The 21,883-nt window shown below is 60.7% G+C and carries 23 protein-coding genes and 1 tRNA gene; 13 read left to right on the forward strand and 11 right to left on the reverse strand.

Annotation, left to right across the window (positions count from 1 at the left end; genetic code table 11):
- The first annotated feature begins 21 nt into the window (after positions 1–21).
- Positions 22–915 (forward strand): transglutaminase family protein, encoded by an 894-nt coding sequence (locus tag C4N04_RS13550; protein WP_096764611.1) that lies wholly within the window; start codon positions 22–24, stop codon positions 913–915.
- Between the two features lie 126 nt (positions 916–1,041).
- The gene (locus C4N04_RS13555; protein WP_106796220.1) at positions 1,042–1,848 is read left to right on the forward strand and encodes a transglutaminase family protein; all 807 of its coding nucleotides are present in this window, start codon (positions 1,042–1,044) and stop codon (positions 1,846–1,848) included.
- A gap of 31 nt (positions 1,849–1,879) precedes the next feature.
- Here the strand turns inward: C4N04_RS13555 and C4N04_RS13560 are convergent, their stop codons facing one another.
- The 4 genes from C4N04_RS13560 to C4N04_RS13575 all read right to left on the reverse strand — a co-directional run bounded on the left by C4N04_RS13560 (position 1,880) and on the right by C4N04_RS13575 (position 4,135).
- Positions 1,880–2,104, reverse strand: a complete 225-nt coding sequence (locus C4N04_RS13560) for an alkylphosphonate utilization protein (RefSeq protein ID WP_039619788.1) — start codon at positions 2,102–2,104, stop codon at positions 1,880–1,882.
- A 130-nt stretch (positions 2,105–2,234) separates the two neighbouring features.
- Complete coding sequence (locus C4N04_RS13565) at positions 2,235–2,624, reverse strand: hypothetical protein (RefSeq protein ID WP_009993553.1); 390 nt, start codon at positions 2,622–2,624, stop codon at positions 2,235–2,237.
- A gap of 111 nt (positions 2,625–2,735) precedes the next feature.
- Positions 2,736–2,969: a hypothetical protein gene (locus C4N04_RS31575; protein ID WP_158775553.1), complete on the reverse strand. Its 234-nt coding sequence runs from the start codon at positions 2,967–2,969 to the stop codon at positions 2,736–2,738.
- Between the two features lie 467 nt (positions 2,970–3,436).
- Positions 3,437–4,135, reverse strand: coding sequence for a TetR/AcrR family transcriptional regulator C-terminal domain-containing protein (locus tag C4N04_RS13575; RefSeq protein WP_106796221.1), 699 nt, complete (start codon positions 4,133–4,135; stop codon positions 3,437–3,439).
- A gap of 193 nt (positions 4,136–4,328) precedes the next feature.
- Between C4N04_RS13575 and C4N04_RS13580 the strand changes: the two genes are divergently transcribed.
- Complete coding sequence (locus tag C4N04_RS13580) at positions 4,329–4,814, forward strand: RidA family protein (protein WP_009987341.1); 486 nt, start codon at positions 4,329–4,331, stop codon at positions 4,812–4,814.
- 178 nt (positions 4,815–4,992) lie between these two features.
- Here the strand turns inward: C4N04_RS13580 and C4N04_RS13585 are convergent.
- Both C4N04_RS13585 and C4N04_RS13590 read right to left on the reverse strand, forming a co-directional pair.
- Positions 4,993–5,082, reverse strand: a tRNA-Ser gene (locus C4N04_RS13585).
- Positions 5,083–5,251: 169 nt separating this feature from the next.
- Complete coding sequence (locus tag C4N04_RS13590) at positions 5,252–6,073, reverse strand: Ig-like domain-containing protein (protein ID WP_038688989.1); 822 nt, start codon at positions 6,071–6,073, stop codon at positions 5,252–5,254.
- 551 nt (positions 6,074–6,624) lie between these two features.
- Here C4N04_RS13590 and C4N04_RS13595 point away from each other — a divergent pair.
- From C4N04_RS13595 to C4N04_RS13610, 4 genes are all read left to right on the forward strand, one after another.
- Positions 6,625–7,731: a septal ring lytic transglycosylase RlpA family protein gene (locus C4N04_RS13595; protein ID WP_106796222.1), complete on the forward strand. Its 1,107-nt coding sequence runs from the start codon at positions 6,625–6,627 to the stop codon at positions 7,729–7,731.
- Positions 7,732–7,940: 209 nt separating this feature from the next.
- Positions 7,941–9,098, forward strand: coding sequence for a D-alanyl-D-alanine carboxypeptidase family protein (locus C4N04_RS13600; RefSeq protein WP_009997069.1), 1,158 nt, complete (start codon positions 7,941–7,943; stop codon positions 9,096–9,098).
- Positions 9,099–9,276: 178 nt separating this feature from the next.
- Positions 9,277–9,957 carry a dTMP kinase gene (gene tmk, locus C4N04_RS13605; protein ID WP_039619772.1) on the forward strand — a complete coding sequence of 227 codons (681 nt, stop codon included), beginning with the start codon at positions 9,277–9,279 and terminating at the stop codon, positions 9,955–9,957.
- 8 nt (positions 9,958–9,965) lie between these two features.
- A complete protein-coding gene (locus C4N04_RS13610) occupies positions 9,966–10,991 on the forward strand; it encodes a DNA polymerase III subunit delta' (RefSeq protein WP_096770773.1) in 1,026 nt (341 codons plus the stop codon).
- 119 nt (positions 10,992–11,110) lie between these two features.
- Here C4N04_RS13610 and C4N04_RS13615 read toward each other — a convergent pair whose 3' ends face one another.
- Complete coding sequence (locus tag C4N04_RS13615) at positions 11,111–11,899, reverse strand: sulfite exporter TauE/SafE family protein (protein WP_077993625.1); 789 nt, start codon at positions 11,897–11,899, stop codon at positions 11,111–11,113.
- Between the two features lie 231 nt (positions 11,900–12,130).
- Here C4N04_RS13615 and metG point away from each other — a divergent pair, with 231 nt between their 5' ends.
- From metG to C4N04_RS13630, 3 genes are read left to right on the forward strand one after another with little or no spacing between them, the layout of a single operon-like run.
- Positions 12,131–13,681, forward strand: a complete 1,551-nt coding sequence (gene metG / locus C4N04_RS13620) for a methionine--tRNA ligase (protein ID WP_096762773.1) — start codon at positions 12,131–12,133, stop codon at positions 13,679–13,681.
- A gap of 4 nt (positions 13,682–13,685) precedes the next feature.
- Positions 13,686–14,468, forward strand: coding sequence for a TatD family hydrolase (locus C4N04_RS13625; protein WP_039619766.1), 783 nt, complete (start codon positions 13,686–13,688; stop codon positions 14,466–14,468).
- A gap of 4 nt (positions 14,469–14,472) precedes the next feature.
- The gene (locus C4N04_RS13630) at positions 14,473–15,288 is read left to right on the forward strand and encodes an MBL fold metallo-hydrolase (RefSeq protein ID WP_106796223.1); all 816 of its coding nucleotides are present in this window, start codon (positions 14,473–14,475) and stop codon (positions 15,286–15,288) included.
- Position 15,289: 1 nt separating this feature from the next.
- Here the strand turns inward: C4N04_RS13630 and C4N04_RS13635 are convergent, their stop codons facing one another.
- Positions 15,290–15,916, reverse strand: a complete 627-nt coding sequence (locus C4N04_RS13635) for a TerC family protein (protein WP_009996016.1) — start codon at positions 15,914–15,916, stop codon at positions 15,290–15,292.
- A gap of 258 nt (positions 15,917–16,174) precedes the next feature.
- On the opposite strand from C4N04_RS13635, the gene C4N04_RS13640 reads away from it, so the two are divergent.
- Complete coding sequence (locus C4N04_RS13640; protein ID WP_106796224.1) at positions 16,175–16,846, forward strand: hypothetical protein; 672 nt, start codon at positions 16,175–16,177, stop codon at positions 16,844–16,846.
- A 62-nt stretch (positions 16,847–16,908) separates the two neighbouring features.
- A complete protein-coding gene (locus tag C4N04_RS13645; RefSeq protein ID WP_077994070.1) occupies positions 16,909–17,289 on the forward strand; it encodes a hypothetical protein in 381 nt (126 codons plus the stop codon).
- 75 nt (positions 17,290–17,364) lie between these two features.
- Here the strand turns inward: C4N04_RS13645 and C4N04_RS13650 are convergent, their stop codons facing one another.
- The 3 genes from C4N04_RS13650 to C4N04_RS13660 are packed head-to-tail and all read right to left on the reverse strand — an operon-like array spanning position 17,365 to position 20,991.
- The gene (locus tag C4N04_RS13650) at positions 17,365–18,522 is read right to left on the reverse strand and encodes a M20 aminoacylase family protein (RefSeq protein WP_106796225.1); all 1,158 of its coding nucleotides are present in this window, start codon (positions 18,520–18,522) and stop codon (positions 17,365–17,367) included.
- A gap of 1 nt (position 18,523) precedes the next feature.
- Positions 18,524–19,765, reverse strand: a complete 1,242-nt coding sequence (locus tag C4N04_RS13655) for a Zn-dependent hydrolase (protein WP_096762771.1) — start codon at positions 19,763–19,765, stop codon at positions 18,524–18,526.
- Positions 19,765–20,991, reverse strand: a complete 1,227-nt coding sequence (locus tag C4N04_RS13660) for a diaminopropionate ammonia-lyase (RefSeq protein WP_106796226.1) — start codon at positions 20,989–20,991, stop codon at positions 19,765–19,767. Before C4N04_RS13660 ends, C4N04_RS13655 begins: the two co-directional genes overlap by 1 nt.
- 164 nt (positions 20,992–21,155) lie before the next feature.
- Here C4N04_RS13660 and C4N04_RS13665 point away from each other — a divergent pair, with 164 nt between their 5' ends.
- Positions 21,156–21,662: an Lrp/AsnC family transcriptional regulator gene (locus C4N04_RS13665; RefSeq protein WP_106796227.1), complete on the forward strand. Its 507-nt coding sequence runs from the start codon at positions 21,156–21,158 to the stop codon at positions 21,660–21,662.
- The last annotated feature ends 221 nt before the right edge of the window (positions 21,663–21,883 follow it).

A 21,883-nucleotide genomic window follows, 5' to 3' on the forward strand; every position in this document is an offset into this window, starting at 1 on the left:
TAGATCACCCGGTGGCGGGCCATGACGATTTTTACGGTCCGCCATATCACGGCCTATCGATACCGCAGGGAGGTCGATTTCGGCGAGCATCGCCTGATGTTCCGGCCGCGCGACAGTTTCGACCAGCGGCTGATCGAGGCGTCGCTGACGACCTACCCGGAGCAAAGTCATGTGCGCTGGATCCATGATGTTTTCGGCAATTGCGTGGCGCTCGTCGATTTTTCGCGGCCGTCGGCCGAGCTTCGCTTCGAAACCTGGATCACGCTCGACCACACACCCCAGCTCGCCCCGGATATTCGAATCGACGAGGCGGCGCTCACCTATCCCTTCTCCTACGACAAGGACGAAATCGCCGATCTCGCGCCGGCGATGCAGCGCCATTATCCCGATCCGGGCGATGAGATCGGCCGCTGGGCGCGCCGGTTTGTGCGCCTGGGGCACCCGACCGAGACCGGGCACCTGCTGATGACGCTCTGTTATGCCATTCGGGAAAGCTTCGTTTATGCGCGGCGCCACGAACACGGGACGCAGGCACCGCTTGAGACCTTGCATCTTCGCTCCGGCACGTGCCGGGATTTCGCGCTTCTGATGATGGAGGCTGCCCGCACGCTCGGCCTGGCAGCGCGTTTCGTCAGCGGCTATGTTTACGTTCCCGATCGGGACGGCTCCACGGTGCTCGGCGGCGGCGCCACGCATGCCTGGTGCCAGGTCTATCTTCCCGGGGCCGGTTGGGCGGAATTCGATCCGACCAACGGCATCGTCGGCAACCGCGATCTCATTCGCGTGGCCGTTGCCCGTGATCCGCGCCAGGCAGTTCCTTTGAGCGGCAGCTATGACGGAAACGGGTCGGATTTCGACAGCATGACGGTGCAGGTCAACGTGACCACGCAGCAGCCATGGATCAATGAGGGGTAGCGGTCGATTGCCAGCCGGCGATGCTGGATCGGCGCCGAACGATAGCCGCGGTCGGCGGAACCGGGCAGCGCGATCGGCGTTCCATACTCACCTCCACCCATGCAGGGGGAGGACGAGGAAACCGCAATGAAGATACGCGCCGGGTTTGATCTGGGCTATGAATGCATCCAGCCGACTCCGATGCTGCTGGTCCTCAACATTCACCCCTCGCGTCGCGCCGATCTTCTGAGCGAGCAGGTCCTGACATTCGATCGGCCGATCGACGCCTGGGAATATACCGACAGTTTCGGCAACGCCTGCAGCCGGATCGTCGCTCCGCCGGGGCTGACGACGATTTCGACCGAGTTCGAGATCTACGATACAGGGCAACCCGATACCGTGCCGACCGAGGCCGTACAGCACGCGATCAAGGACCTGCCGGACGAGGTACTCGTCTTCCTGCTCGGCAGCCGTTACTGCGACATCGACAGGCTTTCGGATTTCGCCTGGGAAACCTTCTCGTCGACACCGCTCGGCTGGGCGCGCGTGCAGGCAATCAGCGATTTCGTCCACAATCACATCACCTTCGATTATCAGAAGGCCGACGTTCTCAGAACCGCGCATGGCGGCTTCACCGACAAGAGCGGCGTCTGCCGCGACTTTGCGCATCTCGCCATGGCGCTTTGCCGATGCATGAATATTCCTGCCAGATATTGCACGGGTTATCTCGGCGATATCGGCGTTCCAGCCGATCCCAATCCCATGGATTTCAGCGCCTGGTTCGAGGTCTTTCTCGGCGGCCACTGGCATACGGTCGATCCCCGCCACAACACCCCGCGCATCGGCAGAATATTGATGGCGACCGGCCGCGACGCGACCGACGTCGCCATGTCGACGGCATTCGGCCCGGCCACACTTTCCCGCTTCGAGGTGATTACCGAGGAAGTACCGTAAAGGATGCTCAGGGATCGCCGGGGTGAGCAATCTATGCCTTCTTCAGAAATTCCGTTCTGAGCACGAGCCCTTTTACCTGCTTGGTGTTGCACTCGATCTCGCCGGGATTGTCGGTCAGGCGAATGCCCTTGACCAGGGTTCCACGCTTCAGCGTCTCCGAGGTGCCCTTGACCTTGAGGTCTTTGATCAGCGTCACCGAATCGCCGTCGTGAAGCTGGCTTCCGTTGCTGTCCTTTACGATGATGTCGTCGGCCATGATGTCCTCGCTTGATAGTGCGAGACGCAAAATCATGGCGACGGGGGATAGTCAACCGCTGCGAGGGGCGGCAGATCACGGCAGCCTGCAGTGCTCTGAACGGATTTTGCTAGCACAAGCCGTCGGGAACTCAACTCGCTTCAAGCTTGCCGCTCCAGCGGTTTCGCCCCTTCCAATATGAGCAAGCCGGGCAGTCCTCACCAAGCGGATAGTCGATTCCCTCTTCGTGAGGGCAGCCGATGATTCCATCCATCGCCGCCACTGATTTCACGTCATTCTCGCGCAGGAATGCCACGATCTCAGCGACAATGGTTTCGTCCGTCCTGAGATCACCGGTTTCAGCAAACCATCGGCGTAGGTCGGCCGGCTCCGCATGCGGCGCCAGGATGATGCTGACGGCCGCCTTCGTGGCTCGGCGATTGTCGGGACCATAGTAAGCGATCGTACCGATGGGATAGCTGCGGACACCTCGCTTGGTCTTTTTCTCGAGCCATTTTCGTGGCTGCCAGCCCAGTTTCATCGCACTGCTCACCTCTCGTGGTTTGCTATTCTATCCCGCCGGATTCACGAAACACAACCGATATACTCAACGAATATAGGCCGAAGATACGGCGCCGCAAGAAACAGTGGATCAGGGTATCGCCAAGGGAAAAAGCGGCTGCAGCCGACGACATCCGCCCGGCTGAACGCCATCATAGAGCGGGGCGATTATGTCTGGCGCGAGGTCGAGGTCGAGATCGAACGCCGCAACGCTTCCGGCTACGACAAAGCAACCAGCCTTCCCATCGACCTGAAAACGATCGCTGACGAAAACGGCCATACCGCCGATTTCACCCGCCGGCTGCATTCGATCCTCGAATTCCACGCCCGAAAAGAGCGCCTTATCGCACGGCTGAACGTTTCGTTCGCAGCTCTGATGCCGTCATAAGCCCAGGAGTCGGCCATGCACGCTTCTGGCCGGCCTTAATTGGCGCCTCTGCAAAACTGAGACCAAGGTCCGATCAGACCCGGACTTCGTGCCGATACCAAACGCTTGGTTGCTGCAATAGGTTCTCGCGGCGGGGCGGAATTGCGGAGTTTTATAGCCGTGACGAAATTTATCGTTGTAGGAATGATACTGACGCCGGTGATCTTCTGGGGTTCTATCGGCGTCTGGGTCTACTCGCTGTTATCGTGAGGGCTCCTCACACCTTCAGTCCTCGATCATTTCATCGGGCAGTCGGGCGAAGCGAAGTCATGGCCGGCGCCGGTCCTGGGCAATCTCAATCAAACCTGGATCATGGTCAAAGCTTCGGACCAAGAGTGCTGATCAACTGGAAGGCCGAGCCCGGTTCATTGTCTTGGCACGAGCCCGTCAAGCAGGAAATCCAGACCTTTCCTGAAAGCGCCGTCCCAATCATTATCCAGCAGCAGACGAGCACGCTCGATCGTCGGATATTTTTCGCTGAGATGAGCAAGGCGCTGCTGCGCGGCGGCCATGTCGTCGTCGGAAAGGTCGAAATTCGCCCGGGTGATGGTCGCGCCGATCACATAGTTCCAGAGCGACCATATCGCGCCGTTCAAATCTGCCTCTGCGACGCCGGCTCCGGATAGAATCCTGCCCAGCAGTTCCAGACGATTGAGGATGTTCGGGCCGAGTGCCCGGCGCGGCAGCAGCGATGCCGACCAGGGATAGCGGAGCATGCTGGCGCGCCAGTCCTCCAGCATGTGAAAGATTGCACCACGCCAGTCGGCAGCCTCGATCCCTTGCGGCGGCCCGCGATATTCGAGCACCGAGTCGAGCGCCAGATCAAAGACTTCCTCTTTGTTGTCGACGTGCCAGTAGAGGCTCATCGCGCCCGCGCCGAGGCGATCGGCCAGGCGGCGCATCTTCAATCCGTCGACACCTTCGGCATCCAGCAATTCGACCGCGGTCGCCACGATCCGTTCGATCGATAGCGCCGGTTCACTGCCCGCCTGCTGCATGGACGGGACCGACCCAGCTTGCCGTTGAGGCCGTTTACCCTGAGCGCCGCCGCCTTTGGCTGCCATGCGTCCTTCCTAAATGATCTGAAGGTCGTTTTAAGCCGACAAAGCTACGAATGTCGACTCCGCCCGATTGACTCGTACAACGTACGATGCGATTTGATCGTACGTTGTACGAGTCAACTATGCGACGATCGAACGAAAATTCAACCGGAGACCGCGGGCGACGTTGCTCGCAGTCCGCACGGCCAGAGAAATCATGTCACACACCATCAATCTGCTTATCGGAGGGCTGATCATCATGACCACGGGAATTTCCACTGCGACGACGGCGAATGCAGGCGACCTCAAGCCAACCATCGTCAATCCGAAAAACCTCTACGACCCGACGCCGAACGGCTACAGCATGGCGGTGATCGCACCGCGCGGCGCCAGGTTGGCCTTTATTTCAGGACAGGGTGGCCAGGACAGCAGCGGCGCCTTGTCGCCGGACTTCGCCGCCCAGGTTAAGCAGGCCTACGCAAATCTGCGCGCCGCTCTCGATGGGCTCGGCGCAAGGCCGGATCAGGTCGCCAAGCTTACTGTTTTCGTGGTCGATCACGACATGTCCAAGCTCGAAGTACTGACCAGAAACGTCAAAGAAACCTTCGGCGCGGCGCTGCCGGCGCAGACCCTTGTCCCGGTTCCCAAACTTGCAATAGACCCGATGCTCTTCGAGGTCGAAGCCGTCGTCGTTCTGGAATAACGGCCGTAAGCGACTAGGCTGCGGCAAGTCCGGCGGCTTTCTTTTCGACATGAGGATTATCGCTGCAGAAAACGGCGGAGCCGCCGTTTTCTCTCGCCGCCTGCACTCGATCTCTTAACGGCACGCCCCAAAGACCGCTTATTCGGGCGGCAGAACGCTGGCACATGAAAATGGAAACTGGCGGAAGAGGTGGGATTCGAACCCACGGTACGGTTTCCCGCACGCCGGTTTTCAAGACCGGTTCCTTAAACCACTCGGACACTCTTCCAAGTAATTGAGAAGCCCAAAGAAATTCCGTTGCTGGATTTCTGGTGCATCGGTGGTTTCTGCCGATTTGCTGCCCATTCACTCACAGGCCGGCTTTTTAGCAGCTTTGACCGCAGCGTCAACTTGTTCTGCAGAGAAGCGGCTTCGACAGCCGCTTCTCTCTGCCGTCGTCAGACCAGGACGGTGAAGTTGTCAAATGCGAGCTGCGGAAAGCCCGTCGGCTCTACATCGGGCTGAATATCGAAGCGGATGAAATCGACTGCTCCCAAGGCTTCCAGCGAAATGTGCTGGCCATCGCCAATGGTGTCCCCATAGACCGTTAGCGACATCTCGCTCACCTTGTTGCCGCCGATATAGCCTTCGAACGTCACAAGCGCATCGACACCTTGATAGGCCGGGTCGAAGACAGTCGCGACGTCGACACCCTCGATCGTGAAGAGCTTGCCGTCAACGCGGTCGAAGAAAGGATTGTAGGGGTTGGTGACGACGTATTCGTTGCCGCCGGATTCGGCGACCGTCCACAGATTGCCGTCGAGCTTGTCGCCAAACCTGAAACCGCCATAGCCCGAAGCGATATCCGGCTGCCCGGGATATTCCGTCGGAGCGTTTTCGAAATCGATGGAATACAGCCCTTGCGGCGGCGCATGCACGCCGATGTTGAGACTGGCGACATCGGTGCCGCCTTTTCCATCGGAGATCTTGAAGGAGAATTTTTCGGCGAAGACTTCGCCGGACTCAAGGCTTGCGGGATCACTGACCGTGTAACTATAGCTGCCGTTGCTCCAGATCGTCAGCGTTCCGTGTTCACCCTCGATGGTCAGATAGCCTGCTTCACCCGCCTTGTTGGGAATTCTTATTCCGTTGACGAATTGAACCTGAAGCAGGTCGCCGTCGGAATCTGAGGCGTTGTCGAGAAGGTTTCCTTCAATGGCTTCCGCTGGTGCGTAGTCGTGGATCGACACGTCAGGCACTGCTGGTTTGTGATTTGCCATAGCTCGTCTCCCTAAAGATGAGCGTGGAAAGGACGCCGGGCTACCACCCGAACGTCGCAAATAAACTTTCTACTCCACTTTGAGTCAAGCAACAAACTACACGCGCTAAGGGAGCGGGAGCCCGTACCTGGGCTGTCATACGCACCTATGCGGGAGATCACGGAAGGAAATCCACTACTATGGGGAGAGGTATCACGCCTCATCGGGCGCTTGAGGAATAGCTGCGTAACCGCATTCGACAACGGTCTCCTGCGTGTCGATCCGGTACGTCCTGCCCTTTCAAGAGCAGGCGGCGGGTCTAGGCAATGTCTCGCATCGGCACGCTCATTTCGAGCCCGATTGCGGCAATGGGAGAGCAGGGGAGGAGCTGCGGCGTTAGCAACTTATAAACCATAATCAATGGAATTGTTGCTATCGCTGGGAAAACGTTCGCAAATTTGCCACGAACTTAACAAGATTAAAGCCTCGTTAGGCGGGCGGGGATAAGGCGTATTGGCCCAGTGTGGGGCAAAGTTCCTTAACCATAATGATCTTTGAGCGGCGTGGGACATATGACATTGGGATACGGGGCGGCGTCTTTCGCAACGACAGCGCGGTGGCTGGCGATATCGGCGATGTGTGCGACGGTTGCTGCATGCGGCACGACACAGGCCGTGCCGAAGAAAAAAGCCCATGGCAAAGAATATTTCTCCGAATCCGAATATGGCGTGAAGGCCAGCCCCCGCGTCGCCACCGGCAACAACATCCCGAAGGGCGGCGGCCGCTACATCGTCGGCAATCCTTACGTGGTGAAGGGTAAATGGTATTATCCGAAGGAAGATTTCTCCTATAGCAAGGTCGGCATCGCTTCCTGGTATGGTTCGGCCTTTCATGGACGCCTCACGGCGAACGGCGAAGTCTACGACCAGATGCATCTTTCCGCCGCGCATCCGACTTTCCCGCTGCCGAGCTATGCTCGCGTCACCAATGTCGAGAACGGCTCGTCGGTCATCGTGCGCGTCAACGATCGCGGTCCCTATCATGAAGGCCGCATCATCGATCTTTCCAACAAGACCGCCAATATGCTGGATCTGCAGCACAGCGGCACCGGCAAGGTGCGTGTGCAATATGTCGGACGCGCCCGCATGGACGGCCACGATATGCCCTATCTGATGGCTTCCTACGTACCGAAGGGCAGCCGCATTCCCGGCGTCAATCCGGAAGGGCAGATTGCAAGCGGCGTCATGGTTGCCTCCAACAGCCGCAAGATCACCCGCGATCAGCTGCAGAGCGCCGAAGATTACCAGGCGCAGCCGGCCAAGGTGCCGGTGCCGATGTCGGCGACCTCCTTTGCCGGTTCGACGCCGAGCGTGCGCTACAATGCGACGCCCGCGCTTGCCCCCGGCGCCCATGTTCTGGTGGCGCCACCGGCACCGTCCGCAAACGCCGCGCCGGCCTTCGAACAGATGGTCGTGCTGCCGGAGATCGGTCCCATGCCCTATGAGCGGCCCTACGGCGGCTCCCAGCCTTCCCTCGCGCTCGGCTATCAGAACGGGGACGTGAAGACGGTGACCGTCGATCTCGCTTTCGACGCGGTGATGGTGCGCAATGACGGGCTGACGCAGGCCTCGATCCTTGCCTCGGCCAAGCGACAGCAGGCAAAATCCGCGGCGCGCTGAGCATCGCGATTGCATCGGATTTCGCCGCGCTCTAACCTTCTCAAAACTGCCGTTGACCGATGGGAATTGCGATGCTGAGGCCTGTGCTTCGCCCTCTAGAGCGGTTGCGCTTTTCACCGAAGCGCAGAGCCGCTCTAACCTTTTGTCTTTCTGCAATTCCGGACGTAAAACCGCTCCTGACTTTAGCTGCCGTTGCTCTTGCATGCCTGATGCCGCTCGCCGCAGGCGCGCAGGCAGCCGATGGGGGTGCTGCCGGTTTCGCCACCAAGGCGGCGCAGGCCTATATGATCGAGGCGTCCACCGGCACGGTGCTTCTCGCCAAGAACGAGGATCAGGGTTTTTCGCCGGCTTCGCTTGCCAAGCTGATGACGATGAACCTCGTCTTCGATGCGGTGACCAAGGGCCAGATCACGCTCGACACCGAATATCCGGTTTCCGAATATGCCTGGCGCACCGGCGGCGCGCCGTCGCGGACAGCCACCATGTTCGCCGCCCTGAAATCGCGTGTGCGCGTCGAGGATCTGATCAAGGGCGTCGCCATCCAGGGTGCCAATGACAGCTGCATCATCCTCGCCGAGGGTATGGCCGGAAGCGAGCAGCAATTCGCCGAATCGATGACGCGCCGCGCCCGCGAAATCGGCATGGACAAGGCGGTGTTCGGCAATTCCACCGGCCTTCCGGATGGTAAGAGCAAGGTGACGGCGCGCGAAATGGTGACGCTTGCCGCCGCCCTCCAGCAATCCTATCCCAATCTCTATCCCTATTTTGCCCTGCCCGATTTCGAGTGGAACAAGATCTTCCAGCGCAACCGCAACCCGCTGCTCGGGCTCGATCTCGGCGCTGACGGACTTGCGACGGGCTTTACAGAGGGTGAGGGGTATTCGATCGTTGCCTCGGTCCAGCGTGACGGCCGGCGGCTGTTTCTGGCGCTTGCCGGAATCGCCTCCGACAAGGAGCGGACGGAAGAGGCCAAGCGTGTGCTTGAATGGGGTCTGACGGCCTTCGAGAACCGGCAGATTTTCGCCGAGCATGAAGTGATCGGCGCAGCCAGCGTTTATGGCGGCACAGCGCGCACCGTCGATCTGATCGCCAAAGCGCCGGTCAGCGTCTATATTCCGGTCAGCAACCCCGACCGGCTGTCGGCGCGCATCGTCTATCGCTGGCCGCTGACAGCGCCGGTGCCGCCGGATTATCAGGCCGGCACGCTCAGGATTTTCGCCGGCAGCCGGCTTCTCAGGGAAGTTCCGCTCTATACGGCACAGGCGGTTGGCGAAGGCTCGCTCAGCAGCCGCGCGGTCGATGCCATGCTGGAACTCGGCGAATCGCTGTTCTTCTCCTGGCTCTGGGAAAAGTCCGCGCCCGGCTGAAGCGATTGTCCAGTGTCGCACGCCACATGTTCTGGACTTGAGCGCCCAGCCTTCTGATACAATTTGCCGGGGAAGGTGATTATGTCGCCGCGGCGAAAGGTTTTCCTTCCCGATGTCTTCGGATAGATAGAAGAGGCAGGGCGCGCGCGTGCGGCGCCGGGAATGCGGGAAGCTGTCATTGTCATCCGGTACGGGATTGTTCGTTACGTTTGAAGGCGGGGAAGGCGCGGGCAAATCCACGCAGATCCGCCGCCTCGCGGAGGCGCTGAAGGGCGAAGGTCACGAGGTGCTGGTGACGCGGGAACCGGGCGGGTCGCCCGGCGCCGAGGCTGTGCGCCACGTGCTTTTGTCGGGGGCTGCCGAGGCCTTCGGCACCCGGATGGAGGCGATCCTTTTTGCCGCTGCGCGCAACGACCATGTCGAAGAGGTGATCCGGCCGGCGCTTGCTGCCGGCAAGATCGTGCTCTGCGACCGGTTCATGGATTCCTCCCGCGTCTATCAGGGGATCACCGGCAACCTTGAACCCGATTTTATCGAGACGCTGCAGCGCATCGCCATCAATGGCGTCGTGCCGGATTGCACCTTGATACTCGACATTCCCGCAAAGGTCGGCCTGGAGCGGGCGCAGAAGCGCAGCGCTGCCGAAGCGCCCGACCGATTCGAGAAGGAGCGGCTCGAAACCCACGAGAAACGGCGCGAAGCCTTTCTCGATATTGCCGCGCGCGAGCCGGAGCGCTGCCGCGTGATCAACGCCATGCAGACGGAAGAGGCGATCGCGGCCGAGATCCTGGCGATCGTCAAGCAGCTCAAGTCGCCCGCAGACCGCGCCCGAATGCCGGAAGCCGCCCATCATGAGTGAAGTCCATTATGAGTGAGGAGAGGCCGGGACTGCTCGACGGCGCCATCTGGCCCGCCGAGAACACCAGATTATTCGGCCATGAGGAGGCGGAGGCCTTCCTTGCGCAATCCTACCGATCTGGCAAAGGCCATCACGCCATCCTGATCGAAGGGCCGGAGGGCATCGGCAAGGCGACGCTCGCTTTCCGTTTCGCCAACCACGTGCTCTCGTATCCCGATCCCGAGACTGCGCCCGAGACGATCGGTGATCCGCATCCTGACTCCGCCGTCAGCCGGCAGATCGTCTCCGGCGCCTCGCACAATCTCCTGCATCTCGCGCGGCCGGTGGACGAAAAGACCGGCAAGGTGAAATCGGCGATAACAGTCGACGAGGTGCGCCGCGCCGGCAAGTTCTTCTCGCAGACGTCAGGCACCGGCAACTGGCGGATCGTCATCATCGACCCGGCCGACGACATGAACCGCAATGCGGCCAACGCTATTCTAAAAATCCTCGAGGAACCGCCGAAGCGGGCGCTGTTTCTGGTGCTGTCGCATGCGCCGGGTCGGCTGCTGCCGACGATCCGCTCGCGCTGCCTGCCGCTGAAACTGTCGCCGCTTTCGGACGATGCGCTGGCGGCAGCCCTTGACCATCTCGGCATATCGGGAGAGGGCGGGGCGGTGCTTGCGGCGGCCAAGGGCAGCGTCGGCGAAGCACTGAAGCTCTTGAACTATGGCGGCGGAGAGATCATTGCGGCCTATGGCGAGGTGCTTTCGGCCGAAGGGCCGGCGGCCCGCAAGGCGATGCACCGGCTGGCCGATGCGCTGTCGGGAAAGGAAAGCGACACGATTTTCGATTTCTTCGTCAGCCATGTCGGCGACGACATCATGAATCGTGCGCGTGTGGCAGCGGGTGAGGGGCAGATCGCTGCTGCCGAACGTCTGGCGCGGCTCTATTCCGAGATCACCGAGCGGCTCACCATTTCGGATGCCTATAATCTCGACCGCAAGCAGACGATCATCAGCATTCTCTCCGATATCAAGCAGCCGGGCCTCTAAAGCGCGCCGCATCGAATTTGATTCATGCGACGCGCTTTAGCTTTTTGTTTTTATGCATGTCGTTGTCCCGGAACCGCTGCACACTTCCGGGCGAAATGTATTCGAATTCTGATGGCTGATCAGCCGGTCAAGAGCTTGCCGGCGACGACGGCGAGCGTGGCGGCCAGGACGATGCGGATCGTGCGTTCATGCAGCTTCGGCGCCAAAAGGCTGCCGATGATGATGCCGGGGATCGAGCCGATGAGCAGGGCAAACAGCATCGCCCAGTCGATCTCGCCGATGAGCCAATAGCCCATGCCGCCGATCAGGGTCAGCGGAACTGCGTGAACAATGTCGGACCCGACGATCTCACGCACATTGAGCCTGGGATAGAGGACCAGCAGGATCGTCACACCGAGCGCACCCGCGCCGACCGAAGTCAGCGTGACCAAGACGCCGAGACAGAATCCGAGAATGACGGTGAGGATCAGAATGGTTGTGGGCCGCGGCGGTGTGCGATCGCCGATGGCGCGGCGCGCCAATTCCAATATGGAACCGCGGAAGACCAGCATGATCGCGGTCATGACAAGCAGCCAGCCGAGCGCAACCGTGATGGTGTTGGTCACACCGATGCTTTTGCGATCGACGCCGGCCAACAGCCAGAGCATCAGCACGGCGGCCGGCACGCTGCCGGCGGCAAGGCTGCCGACGATCTTCCAGTTAATCCGTCCATGCATGCCGTGCACGGCAGTGCCCGCCGTCTTGGTAATCGCCGCATAGAGGAGATCGGTGCCGACCGCGGTTGCGGGATGAACGCCGAAGAGCAGCACCAGCAGCGGCGTCATCAGCGAACCGCCACCAACGCCGGTGATGCCCACAAGCGCGCCGACGAACAGGCCGGAAAGCGAATAGAGCGGCTCGAATGTCAAGCAAGCGCCCCCGACGGCGCGCGACCACGACTATCCCGGTAGATGAAAACTGGCACTTCGTTCTGTCCCGCCCTCTTTGGGACGACCGGTAAATTGCGTGCGAAGCGGAGTCAAGTTCACGACGGTGTCCCGGAAATCATCGAAGGCGCCAAAACTTGATGTTTCGCTTGTCGGTGACATGCGCTAAGAGCGGCTGACCATTTTTATAGAGTAAGCCGGACATTGGCCGCCATGACAGACAAGACACCCTTCTACATCACCACCGCGATTTCCTATCCCAACGGCAAGCCGCATATCGGCCATGCCTATGAGCTGATCGCGACGGATGCGATGGCGCGCTACCAGCGCCTGGACGGCAAGGATGTCTTCTTCCTGACCGGCACCGACGAACACGGCCAAAAGATGCAGCAGACAGCGCGCGCCGAAGGAATCGAACCGCAGGCGCTCGCCGACCGCAACTCCGGCGAATTCCAGGCGATGGCGACGCTGCTCAACGCCTCGAATGACGACTTCATCCGCACCACGCAGGAGCGTCATCACGAGACCTCGCGGAATATCTGGAAGCTGATGGCCGACAATGGCGACATCTACAAGGACAGCTATGCCGGCTGGTATTCGGTGCGCGACGAGGCCTATTACCAGGAGAACGAGACGGAACTGCGCGCCGACGGTGTGCGCTACGGCCCGCAGGGCACGCCGGTCGAGTGGGTGGAAGAGGCAAGCTATTTCTTCAAGCTCTCCGAATACCAGGAGAAGCTGCTGGCGCATTACGAGGCCAATCCCGATTTCATCGGTCCGGCCGAGCGCCGGAACGAGGTGATCTCCTTCGTCAAATCGGGCCTCAAGGACCTGTCGGTCTCGCGCACGACCTTCGACTGGGGCATCAAAGTGCCGAACGATCCGTCCCACGTCATGTATGTCTGGGTGGACGCACTGACCAACTACATCACCGCCACAGGTTATATCGAGGACAGGAACGGCCCGCGGGCGAAGTACTGGCCCGCCGATGTGCACATCATTGGCAAGGATATTATCCGCTTCCATGCCGTCTACTGGCCGGCCTTCCTGATGTCGGCGAAGCTGCCGCTGCCGAAGCGGGTCTTTGCCCACGGCTTCCTGCTCAACAAGGGCGAGAAGATGTCGAAGTCGCTCGGCAATGTCGTCGATCCCGTCAATCTGGTGAACCATTTCGGTCTCGATCAGGTGCGCTACTTCTTCCTGCGCGAAGTGTCCTTCGGCCAGGACGGCAGCTACAGCGAAGAGGCGATCGGCATCCGCATCAATTCCGACCTCGCCAACGGCATCGGCAATCTCGCCAGCCGCTCGCTGTCGATGATCGTCAAGAACTGTGACGGCAAAATCCCGGAATGCGGGCCGCTGACCGACGAGGACAAGGCGATGCTGGCGCAGGTCGACGCGCTGCACGCGTCGACGCGCGAAGACATGGGCAAGCAGCAGATTCACCGGGCGCTTGCCTCGATCATAGCCGTCGTTTCCGATACCGATCGCTATTTCGCCGGCCAGGCGCCGTGGGCGCTGAAAAAGACGGATCCGGCGCGCATGGGTACGGTGCTTTACGTCACCGCCGAAGTCGTGCGCCAGATCGCCATCCTGTTGCAGCCGTTCATGCCGGACTCATCGGGCAAACTGCTCGATCTCGTGGCTGCGCCTGCCGACAAGCGCGATTTTGCCGCCCTCGGCGAGGCCGGCCGCCTGATCGCCGGAACGCCGCTCGAGGCGCCGACGCCGGTCTTCCCGCGTTACGTGGCTCCGGAGGCTTGAGGCCGTGCTGATCGATACGCATTGCCATCTCGATTTCGCCGACTTCGAGGCCGAGCGCGACGAGATTGTCACGCGCGCGCATCAGGCTGGTGTCAAACAGATGGTGACGATCTCGACGCGCGTGCGGAAGCTCGACGGGTTGCTCGCTCTCACCGAAAAATATCCATCGGTGTTCTGCTCGGTCGGTACGCATCCGAACAATGCTGGCGATGAGCTGGACATCCAGACGGAAGATCTGGTGCGCTTGGCAAACGCCCATGAAAAGGTAGTGGCGATCGGCGAGGCCGGCCTCGACTATTTCTATGACACGCAGAAGCCCGAGGACCAGCAGACCGGCTTTCGCCGGCATATTGCCGCCGCTCGGGAAACGCAGCTTCCGCTCGTCATCCACAGCCGCAGCGCTGACGAAGATATGGCTTCCATCCTGACCGAGGAAACAGGGAAGGGGGCTTTCCCCTTTATCTTGCACTGCTTTTCAGCGGGTCCGGAACTGGCGCGAACCGGTGTCGAACTCGGCGGCTATATCTCCTTCTCTGGCATCCTGACGTTCCCGAAATCGGAAGAGCTGCGCGAGATTGCCAAGACGGTCCCGCATGAGCGGCTGCTGGTGGAAACGGACGCGCCGTATCTGGCGCCGAAGCGCTGGCGCGGCAAGCGCAACGAGCCGTCCTATGTCGTCAACACGGCCGAAGTGCTCGCCGAGACGATCGGCCTTTCCTACGCCGATACCGCGCGGATCACGACCGAGAACGCTTTGCGCCTGTTTACGAAAATGCCGAGGATCTAGCGGCGTGCTCTACCGGCGGCGTTTCACCATTCTCGGCTGTTCGTCGTCACCGGGCGTGCCGCGCATTACCGGCGACTGGGGCGCCTGCAACCCCGACAATCCGAAAAACCGGCGCACGCGCGCCTCGTTCATGGTGCAGCAATTCGGCCCTGACGGCGTCACGACGGTTGTCGTCGATACCGGGCCGGATTTTCGTGAGCAGATGATCAGGGCAGGGGCGGACCATGTCGATGCCGTGCTTTACAGCCACCCGCATGCCGACCATATTCACGGCATCGATGATCTGCGCGGCTATTTCCACAATACGCGCCGCCGGGTGCCGATCTTTGCCGACCAGTATACGATGGACAGGCTGCGTGAAGCCTTCCGCTATTGCCTGGAAACGCCGCCCGGCAGCAATTACCCGCCGATCGTGCTGCCTGTTGTCATCAAAAATATCGACGAACCCGTCGAAATCCGCGGTCCCGGCGGCAAGATCGACTTTTACCCGCACATCCAGCAGCATGGCGATATCCATTCGCTCGGGTTCCGCATCGGCGATGTGGCTTATTGCAGCGATATCAGCGATTTCCCGCTGCAGACCGTCGAGAAGCTGCAGGATCTCGATGTGCTGGTCATCGACGCGCTGCAATATACCTATCACCCGAGCCATCTGTCGCTGGAACAGTCGCTCGATTGGATCGGCCGGCTGAAGCCGAAACGGGCGATCCTCACCCATATGCACACGCCGCTCGACTACGACGTGGTGATGGCCGAGACGCCGGACCATGTGGTGCCGGCGTATGACCAGATGAGCTTCGAGACCGAGATCAGGCTCTAGACTAAAGCTTGAACCCGCTCGCTTGCACGTACGGCCACAGTTCGACGCCACCGCGGTGGATCATGTCGAGCGAGACGTAGAGGATGATTAGCAGACCGACATAGGCGATCCAGCGATGGCTGCTGAGCAACCGGGCGATCAGGTTTGCGGCGATACCCATCAGCGCGATTGACAGGGCAAGACCGATGACCAGCACGCTCGGATGTTCGCGCGCAGCACCGGCAACGGCGAGGACGTTGTCGAGCGACATCGAGACGTCGGCGATGACGATCTGGGTCGCCGCCTGGAAGAAGGTCTTTTTCGGCGCGCCTTCGCCGCCCACCGCCTCGTGGCTCTCGTGATGACCGGCGCGAAGCTCGCGCCACATCTTCCAGCAGACCCACAGGAGCAGGAGTCCGCCGGCCAGCAACAGGCCGACGATCGCCAGCAGATAGACTGCAACGCTGGCAAACAGAATACGAAGAAGGGTCGCGGCGACGATGCCGACGATGATCGCCTTGCGGCGCTGCGTAGCCTCGAGGCCGGCAGCGGCAAGACCGATAACCACGGCGTTGTCGCCGGCGAGAACGAGGTCGATAGCAATGACCTGCAGCAAAGCCGTCATACCGGCTGCCGTAAACATGTCCATATGAAATATCCCCAATGCGTCCAGAGCCGTGCTAGCGTCTCGACGGTTTAACGTCAACCGCTGAAGGACGCCGTAGGCGATGCAATTCAGCGGGCAGTGCATCCGAAACAGCTGGCGATGACGTTATGAACCGCCTGCGCCGCCGCCGCCAAAGCCATCGTCTTCGTCGTGGAACATTCATCTCGGCTGCCGGTTCTCCGAGTCAGGAAACCAGGCGTCGGGTCGGCGGCTGGAACGCGCCATCGAGAGGAGAGTTCCGTGAGCAACATTCACAACGATACCAACCCGGGTTTTTCAAGCCCCGTGGGCGGCGGCAGCCTTACCGCATTTTTCGACAGCCGGTCGGACGCCGAATCAGCGGTCTCCCGTCTTGAAGACGCAGGCGTCCCCGTCGCCAGAATAAGGTTGATGCCGGGATATGAGGCGGATGAAAAAAATGCCGGCGTCATGAGCGATGATCGCAGCGGCTTCTTCGATGCCCTTGCCGACTTCTTCTTCCCTGACGAGGATCGCGCTATGTACGCAGAAGGGCTGCGGCGAGGCGGCTTCCTCGTCCAGGTCAACGATATCGACGACGCACTCTACGAAACCGTTCACGATATCCTGGACCACGAGGGCAGCATCGACATCGACGAGCGGGCGGATCTCTGGTTATCGGAAAGCGGACGCCAAGGCGGATCCAATACCGGTTATGCCGGTGCAGCCCGCGGCGGCAAAGCCGCGGACGATCTGGCCGTATCGGAAAGCGCGTTCGAAGCGCCGGCTTCCGACGAGGCGCGCCCGGTCGCAATGCGCGACACAACGCATGGAAGCGCCAAGGTTCGTGCTTACAGATTCACCGGCGCCTCCGCATCGTCAAACGATGCGGATCGGCAGTCGCAGACGCAAGGCGGATCACAGCAGAGCCAGAGTTTCCGGCGCGATCATTGATGTGCAGCGAGGCCGGCGGCAATGCCGGGCGTTGCTTCGCTGACTAATTCGAGGACATGTCGATGCAATCATCCATCAATCGCGACGGCTTTCTTCCGCCCGATCCCGATGAGCTGGTCGCAGAGGGCGAACTGCCTTTTGCCGATGCGGCCGCCGAGTCCGCGCGTGACAAGGCCGACCAAAGTCTGCACCACCTGCAGCGGGAATTGAGGCTGCTGCACGCCCGCATCGGCCTTCTGCGTGACGATGCGGAAGCGGCGCTGAAAGCCAAGGCTACATCCGTCGATGCGAATGCCCATGTCCAGCTCGGTGACTATCCGTGGCTGAAACTCGCCTTCGCCACCGGCGCAGCCTTCGTCGCGGCGAGGGCGATCAGGCGCTTGCCGTTCGGCGTATTGCTGGGCGGATTTGCCGGTCATGTCTCGCAAACCAGACGGTGGTGAACGATCCAGCGCGCCTCGGTATCGAGAAGACTTAGTCGTTCTCAAAGGCTGTGAGATAGCAGCCGCCTGCGGAAATCAGGGCAGGGGCAGCCGGCGGCGGACGATCGCCGTGTGGAAATTCGTCCCATGGATCAGGCCATCGTCGCAGAAGTCATAGCGAGGATTGTGCAGCGGTGGCGAGTCACCGTTGCCAAGGAATACGAACACACCGGGCGCATGCTCCAGAAAGTGTGCGAAATCCTCGCTTCCCGTCATCGGCTCCCGTGCCATGCGAACATTTTTCTCAGGGAAAATGCTGTAAGCGGCGGCGAAAGTCTCCTCGACCAGATCGGGATCGTTTAGGAGCGGAACGAATTCCCTGGTGTAAGTCACCTCGGCCGAGACATTATAGGCGAGAGCGGTTCCCTCAGCGATGATGCGCATCTGCTTCTCGATTTCGGCGCTGACTTCCGAACGGAAGCTTCGTGCGTCGCCCAGGATCCTCGCCTCTCCGGGCAGAGCGTTTCGAGTTCCGTCGGTGATGAGTTCAGTGACCGAAACCACGGAGGTGTCCGTGGGACTGAGGCGGCGGGAGACGATCGTCTGCAGGTTGGTCACAAGGGCGCAGGCGGCGATGAGAACCTCGTTGCCCCCGTGAGGGCGGGCAGCATGGCCGCCGACGCCGCGAAGCACGATCTCGAAATTGTCTTCGGCCGACATGATCGCCCCCGGCCGGGTTTCGAATGTGCCGACGGGGAGGCCGGGCATGTTGTGAATGCCGTAGATCTCCTCAAACGGATAGCGCTCCATCAATCCGTCCGCGAGCATGGCAAGTGCGCCGCGTCCCCATTCCTCCGCTGGCTGAAAAATGAAGCGGACGGTTCCGTCGAAACCACCTTCCTCGGCGAGCAGCTTGGCGGCTCCGAGGAGCATGGTGGTGTGCCCGTCGTGGCCGCAGGCGTGCATGACCCCAGGGTTCGACGATTTGTAGAGAAGATTTCCCTGCTCCGGGATTCGAAGCGCGTCCATGTCGGCCCGCAGCGCAATCGAGCGGTTGCCGGATCCGCGCTTGAGCGTGCCGACGACACCGGTTCCTCCAACACCCTCCGCCACATCGTCGAGGCGGAACTCGCGCAGCTTGGCGGCGACGAAGGCCGAGGTGCGTTGCTCCTCGAATCCGAACTCGGGGTGGGCATGCAGGTCGCGCCGCCACGCCGTCATTTCGTTCCTCAGAGCATCGATATCGATCGCCATCTCAAACTCCTCCGCCCGTAATCTGCTTTACAACGTCGAGAAGCATGTTCGCTCCGGCGACCAGATCTTCGTCCTGGGTCTTTTCCCTCGGATTATGGCTGATGCCGCCGAGGCTCGGCACGAAGATCATCGCCGAGGGGGCGATCCGCGCGATCATCTGCGCATCATGGCCCGCCCCCGACGTCATGCGGCGAACCGTGTGTCCGCGCCCGGCCGCCGCTTTCTCGATCAGTTCGATGATCTTCCCGTCGAACGCCACCGGCTGAAAGCGGGCGAGGCGTTCGACCTCGAAGGACACGTCCTCCTCCTTCGCCAGTTGCGCAAGGTAGGCTTCGAGAGCGGCCTCCTCTTGCTTCAGCCGATCCTCGTCCGGATCGCGTAGATCCACCGTAAAGGTTGCGCGGGAAGGGATGACGTTGATCGCGTTCGGCTCGAAGCTCATGCAGCCAACCGTTGCCACTGTCGGCGTCTTCGAGTTCCTTGCGCGTTCCCGCAGGAAGGTGATGACGAGCGCGGCGGCATGTCCGGCGTCGCGACGCATCGAGATTGGTGTGGTTCCCGCATGGTTGGCGTCGCCGCTGATGGTCACCCGCTGCCAGGAGATGCCCTGCAGGTTTTCCACGGCGCCGATCTGAATGCCTTCGCGCTCGAGAACCGGACCCTGTTCGATATGCAGCTCGATGTAGGCATGTGGCCGGATGAAGCCTGGCTGATGCTCTCCATCGTAGCCGATGCGCCGCAGCTCCTCACCAAGTTTCGTGCCATCTGTTCCCACAGTTGCGTGAGCGGCGTCGACATCGAGGCCGCCCGCATAGACGAGCGATCCCATCATGTCGGGGGCGTAGCGCACACCTTCCTCATTGGTGAAGGCGGCGACCACGATCGGACGCGACGGCTGGAAACCCGCTGCGACAAGCGTCTCGATGACTTCAAGGCCAGACAGAACGCCATAACATCCGTCATAAATGCCCGCGTTGATCACGGTATCGATGTGCGATCCGAGCATGAGCGGTGCTTCGTCGGAAACGGCTGCGGGCCTCCAGATGCCGAATATGTTGCCGATACGGTCGACGGCAACTCCCAAGCCGGCCTGCTCAATCCACGAGACGAACTTGTCACGTCCGAGCTTCTCCGTATCCGAAGCCGCGAGACGGGTCAGCCGACCGTCGTCGTCACGACCGATTTCGCCGAGCTCAAGGATCCGGCCGAGCAGCCGTTCGGAGTTGATGGAAATCTCGCTCATCACACCACCTTTTCCTTAACTCCGCTTTGGCCGGAGTTTTTCGCTGCTATGTCCGCCGGCGTTGCGCCGACAAACTTCTCGTAGAGGAGGGGGTCTGTCGCGCCCTCGGTGTTGATGAGGAAGACGCGGGATTGCGCGTCAAGGCCGACCTTCGCCCGCAGTTCCCTGTCGGCGGCAACTTTCAGAAGGGCCGCGAGACCTACGCCGCCGCTTTCGCCGGCAACGACCGCTGGGTCGGACCCACCAGGGCTCGCAAGCAGTTTCATCGCTTCGATCGCGTCGGGGTCGTCGACCGTCATGAATGCGTCCGCAGCATGCGACAGGATCCGCCACGCCACCAGCGACGGCTCATAACACTCCAGCATCGCCATCACGGTGGCCTCTCCATGATCGACTTTCACCGGATGTCCGGCGCGCGCTGTCTCGACGATGCAGGCTGCGCGGGAGGGATCGACGACCACGAAGAAGGGGCGCTTGTCACCGAAAAGGACGGAGAAGTGGCCCGCAACCGTAGCGGCGATGCCGCCCACGCCGGCCTGCACAAAAACATGGGTCGGCGGCTCCGGCATCTGGCGGAGCGCCTCGGTCAGCAACGCGGTGTAGCCCTGCATGACGAAGCCCGGGATGCGTTCGTAGCCCGGCCAAGACGTGTCGGAGACCGTGATCCAGTTCTTCTCCTCGGCAACGCGCGCGGCTTCGCGAACGGAGTCATCATAATTGCCGTCGACGCGGATCATATCTGCGCCATAGCGGGCGATTGCGTCGATCCGCTCCTTGCTGACGCCGGAATGAACGAAGATCGAGCATTTGGCGCCGACGAGCTGCGCCCCCATGGCGACGGAGCGCCCATGATTGCCGTCGGTTGCGCAGGCGACCGTCATTTTCGATGCGATGGCTCTCACATCGACGGTCTGCAAATCTGCCACGTCCACTTCGCGGCCAAGGCGCTTCGAAGCCTCCTCCAGAACGAGCCGGATCACGGCATAGGAACCGCCGAGCGCCTTGAAGCTGCCAAGACCGAGGCGATGGCCCTCATCCTTGATCAGGATCGAACCGACCCCGATCTCACGCGCAAGATTTGCGAGCGAGAGCAAAGGAGTCGGCTTGTGGCCCTCGCGATGATGCAAGAAGCGTTCGACGGTCTTGGCGGCTTCAACTCCCAAAACCTCGGCGTCGGCTGCGTCGATGGGTTTGCGGTAGTCGGCGTGTTGGTTCAGGAGAACCATCCGGACATCCTTTCGAAAATGCGTACGCCCTGATAATTACTTCATCCCGATAGAAATTGGCGCTGTATTTCGATACCAATTATGCAACATTCGCTCATTACCGCCGCCAAAATGGAGGGTTTTCTTACTTTGTCGCCAAATGCTCCTCTCAAAGGGATCACTGTATGATCGACAAGATTTCAGCGGATATGGTGGAGCTTGACCGCTTCGACCTCGCCATTCTCGAGATTCTCCAGCGGGACAACAAGACACCGCAGCGCTCGATCGCGGAAGTCGTCGGTCTGTCGGCACCAGCCGTGCAGCGCCGGATCAAGCGGATGGAGGAGACGGGTACGATTGCCGCCAACGTCGCGGTGATCGAGCCTTCCCATGTGCGGCACGAGATCACGGTCTTTGTCGAAGTCGAGATGCACAGCGAGTTCGGCGCCACGCACGACGCGACGAAGAAATCCTTCGCCGAGGCTCCTGAAGTCCAGCAGTGCTACTACGTGACGGGCGAAGTGGATTTCATTCTGATCGTCGTCGTCCGAACCATGGGAGACTACGAAGCCATTACCCGGCGCCTGTTCTTCGCCAACAGGAACGTCAAGCGGTTCCGCAGTTTTGTAGCGATGGACAGAGTGAAGGTGGGCCTGAATATCGCGCTGGACCCGCAACGCGATCGGAGCTGAGCCGGACTGGGGCAGCGCAACGTTGGAGCGGCGCAAGCCTTTGGCGTCGCTGATGAAAGATTTGTTCCATAATCTATCTTATGTGATCTTTTGATGTAGCCGCACAGTTAGAATGTCCTGATTCTGCAAAGTAAGAATGTCACTCTCTTCCCGTTTTGGATGACGGCGGAGATTGCGGATGGGATTGATAGCGATGAGCGAGCGCGACCTGCAGCGGATCG

Source organism: Rhizobium sp. H4 (assembly GCF_003013335.1).
GTDB classification, from domain to species: Bacteria; Pseudomonadota; Alphaproteobacteria; order Rhizobiales; family Rhizobiaceae; genus Rhizobium; species Rhizobium sophoriradicis.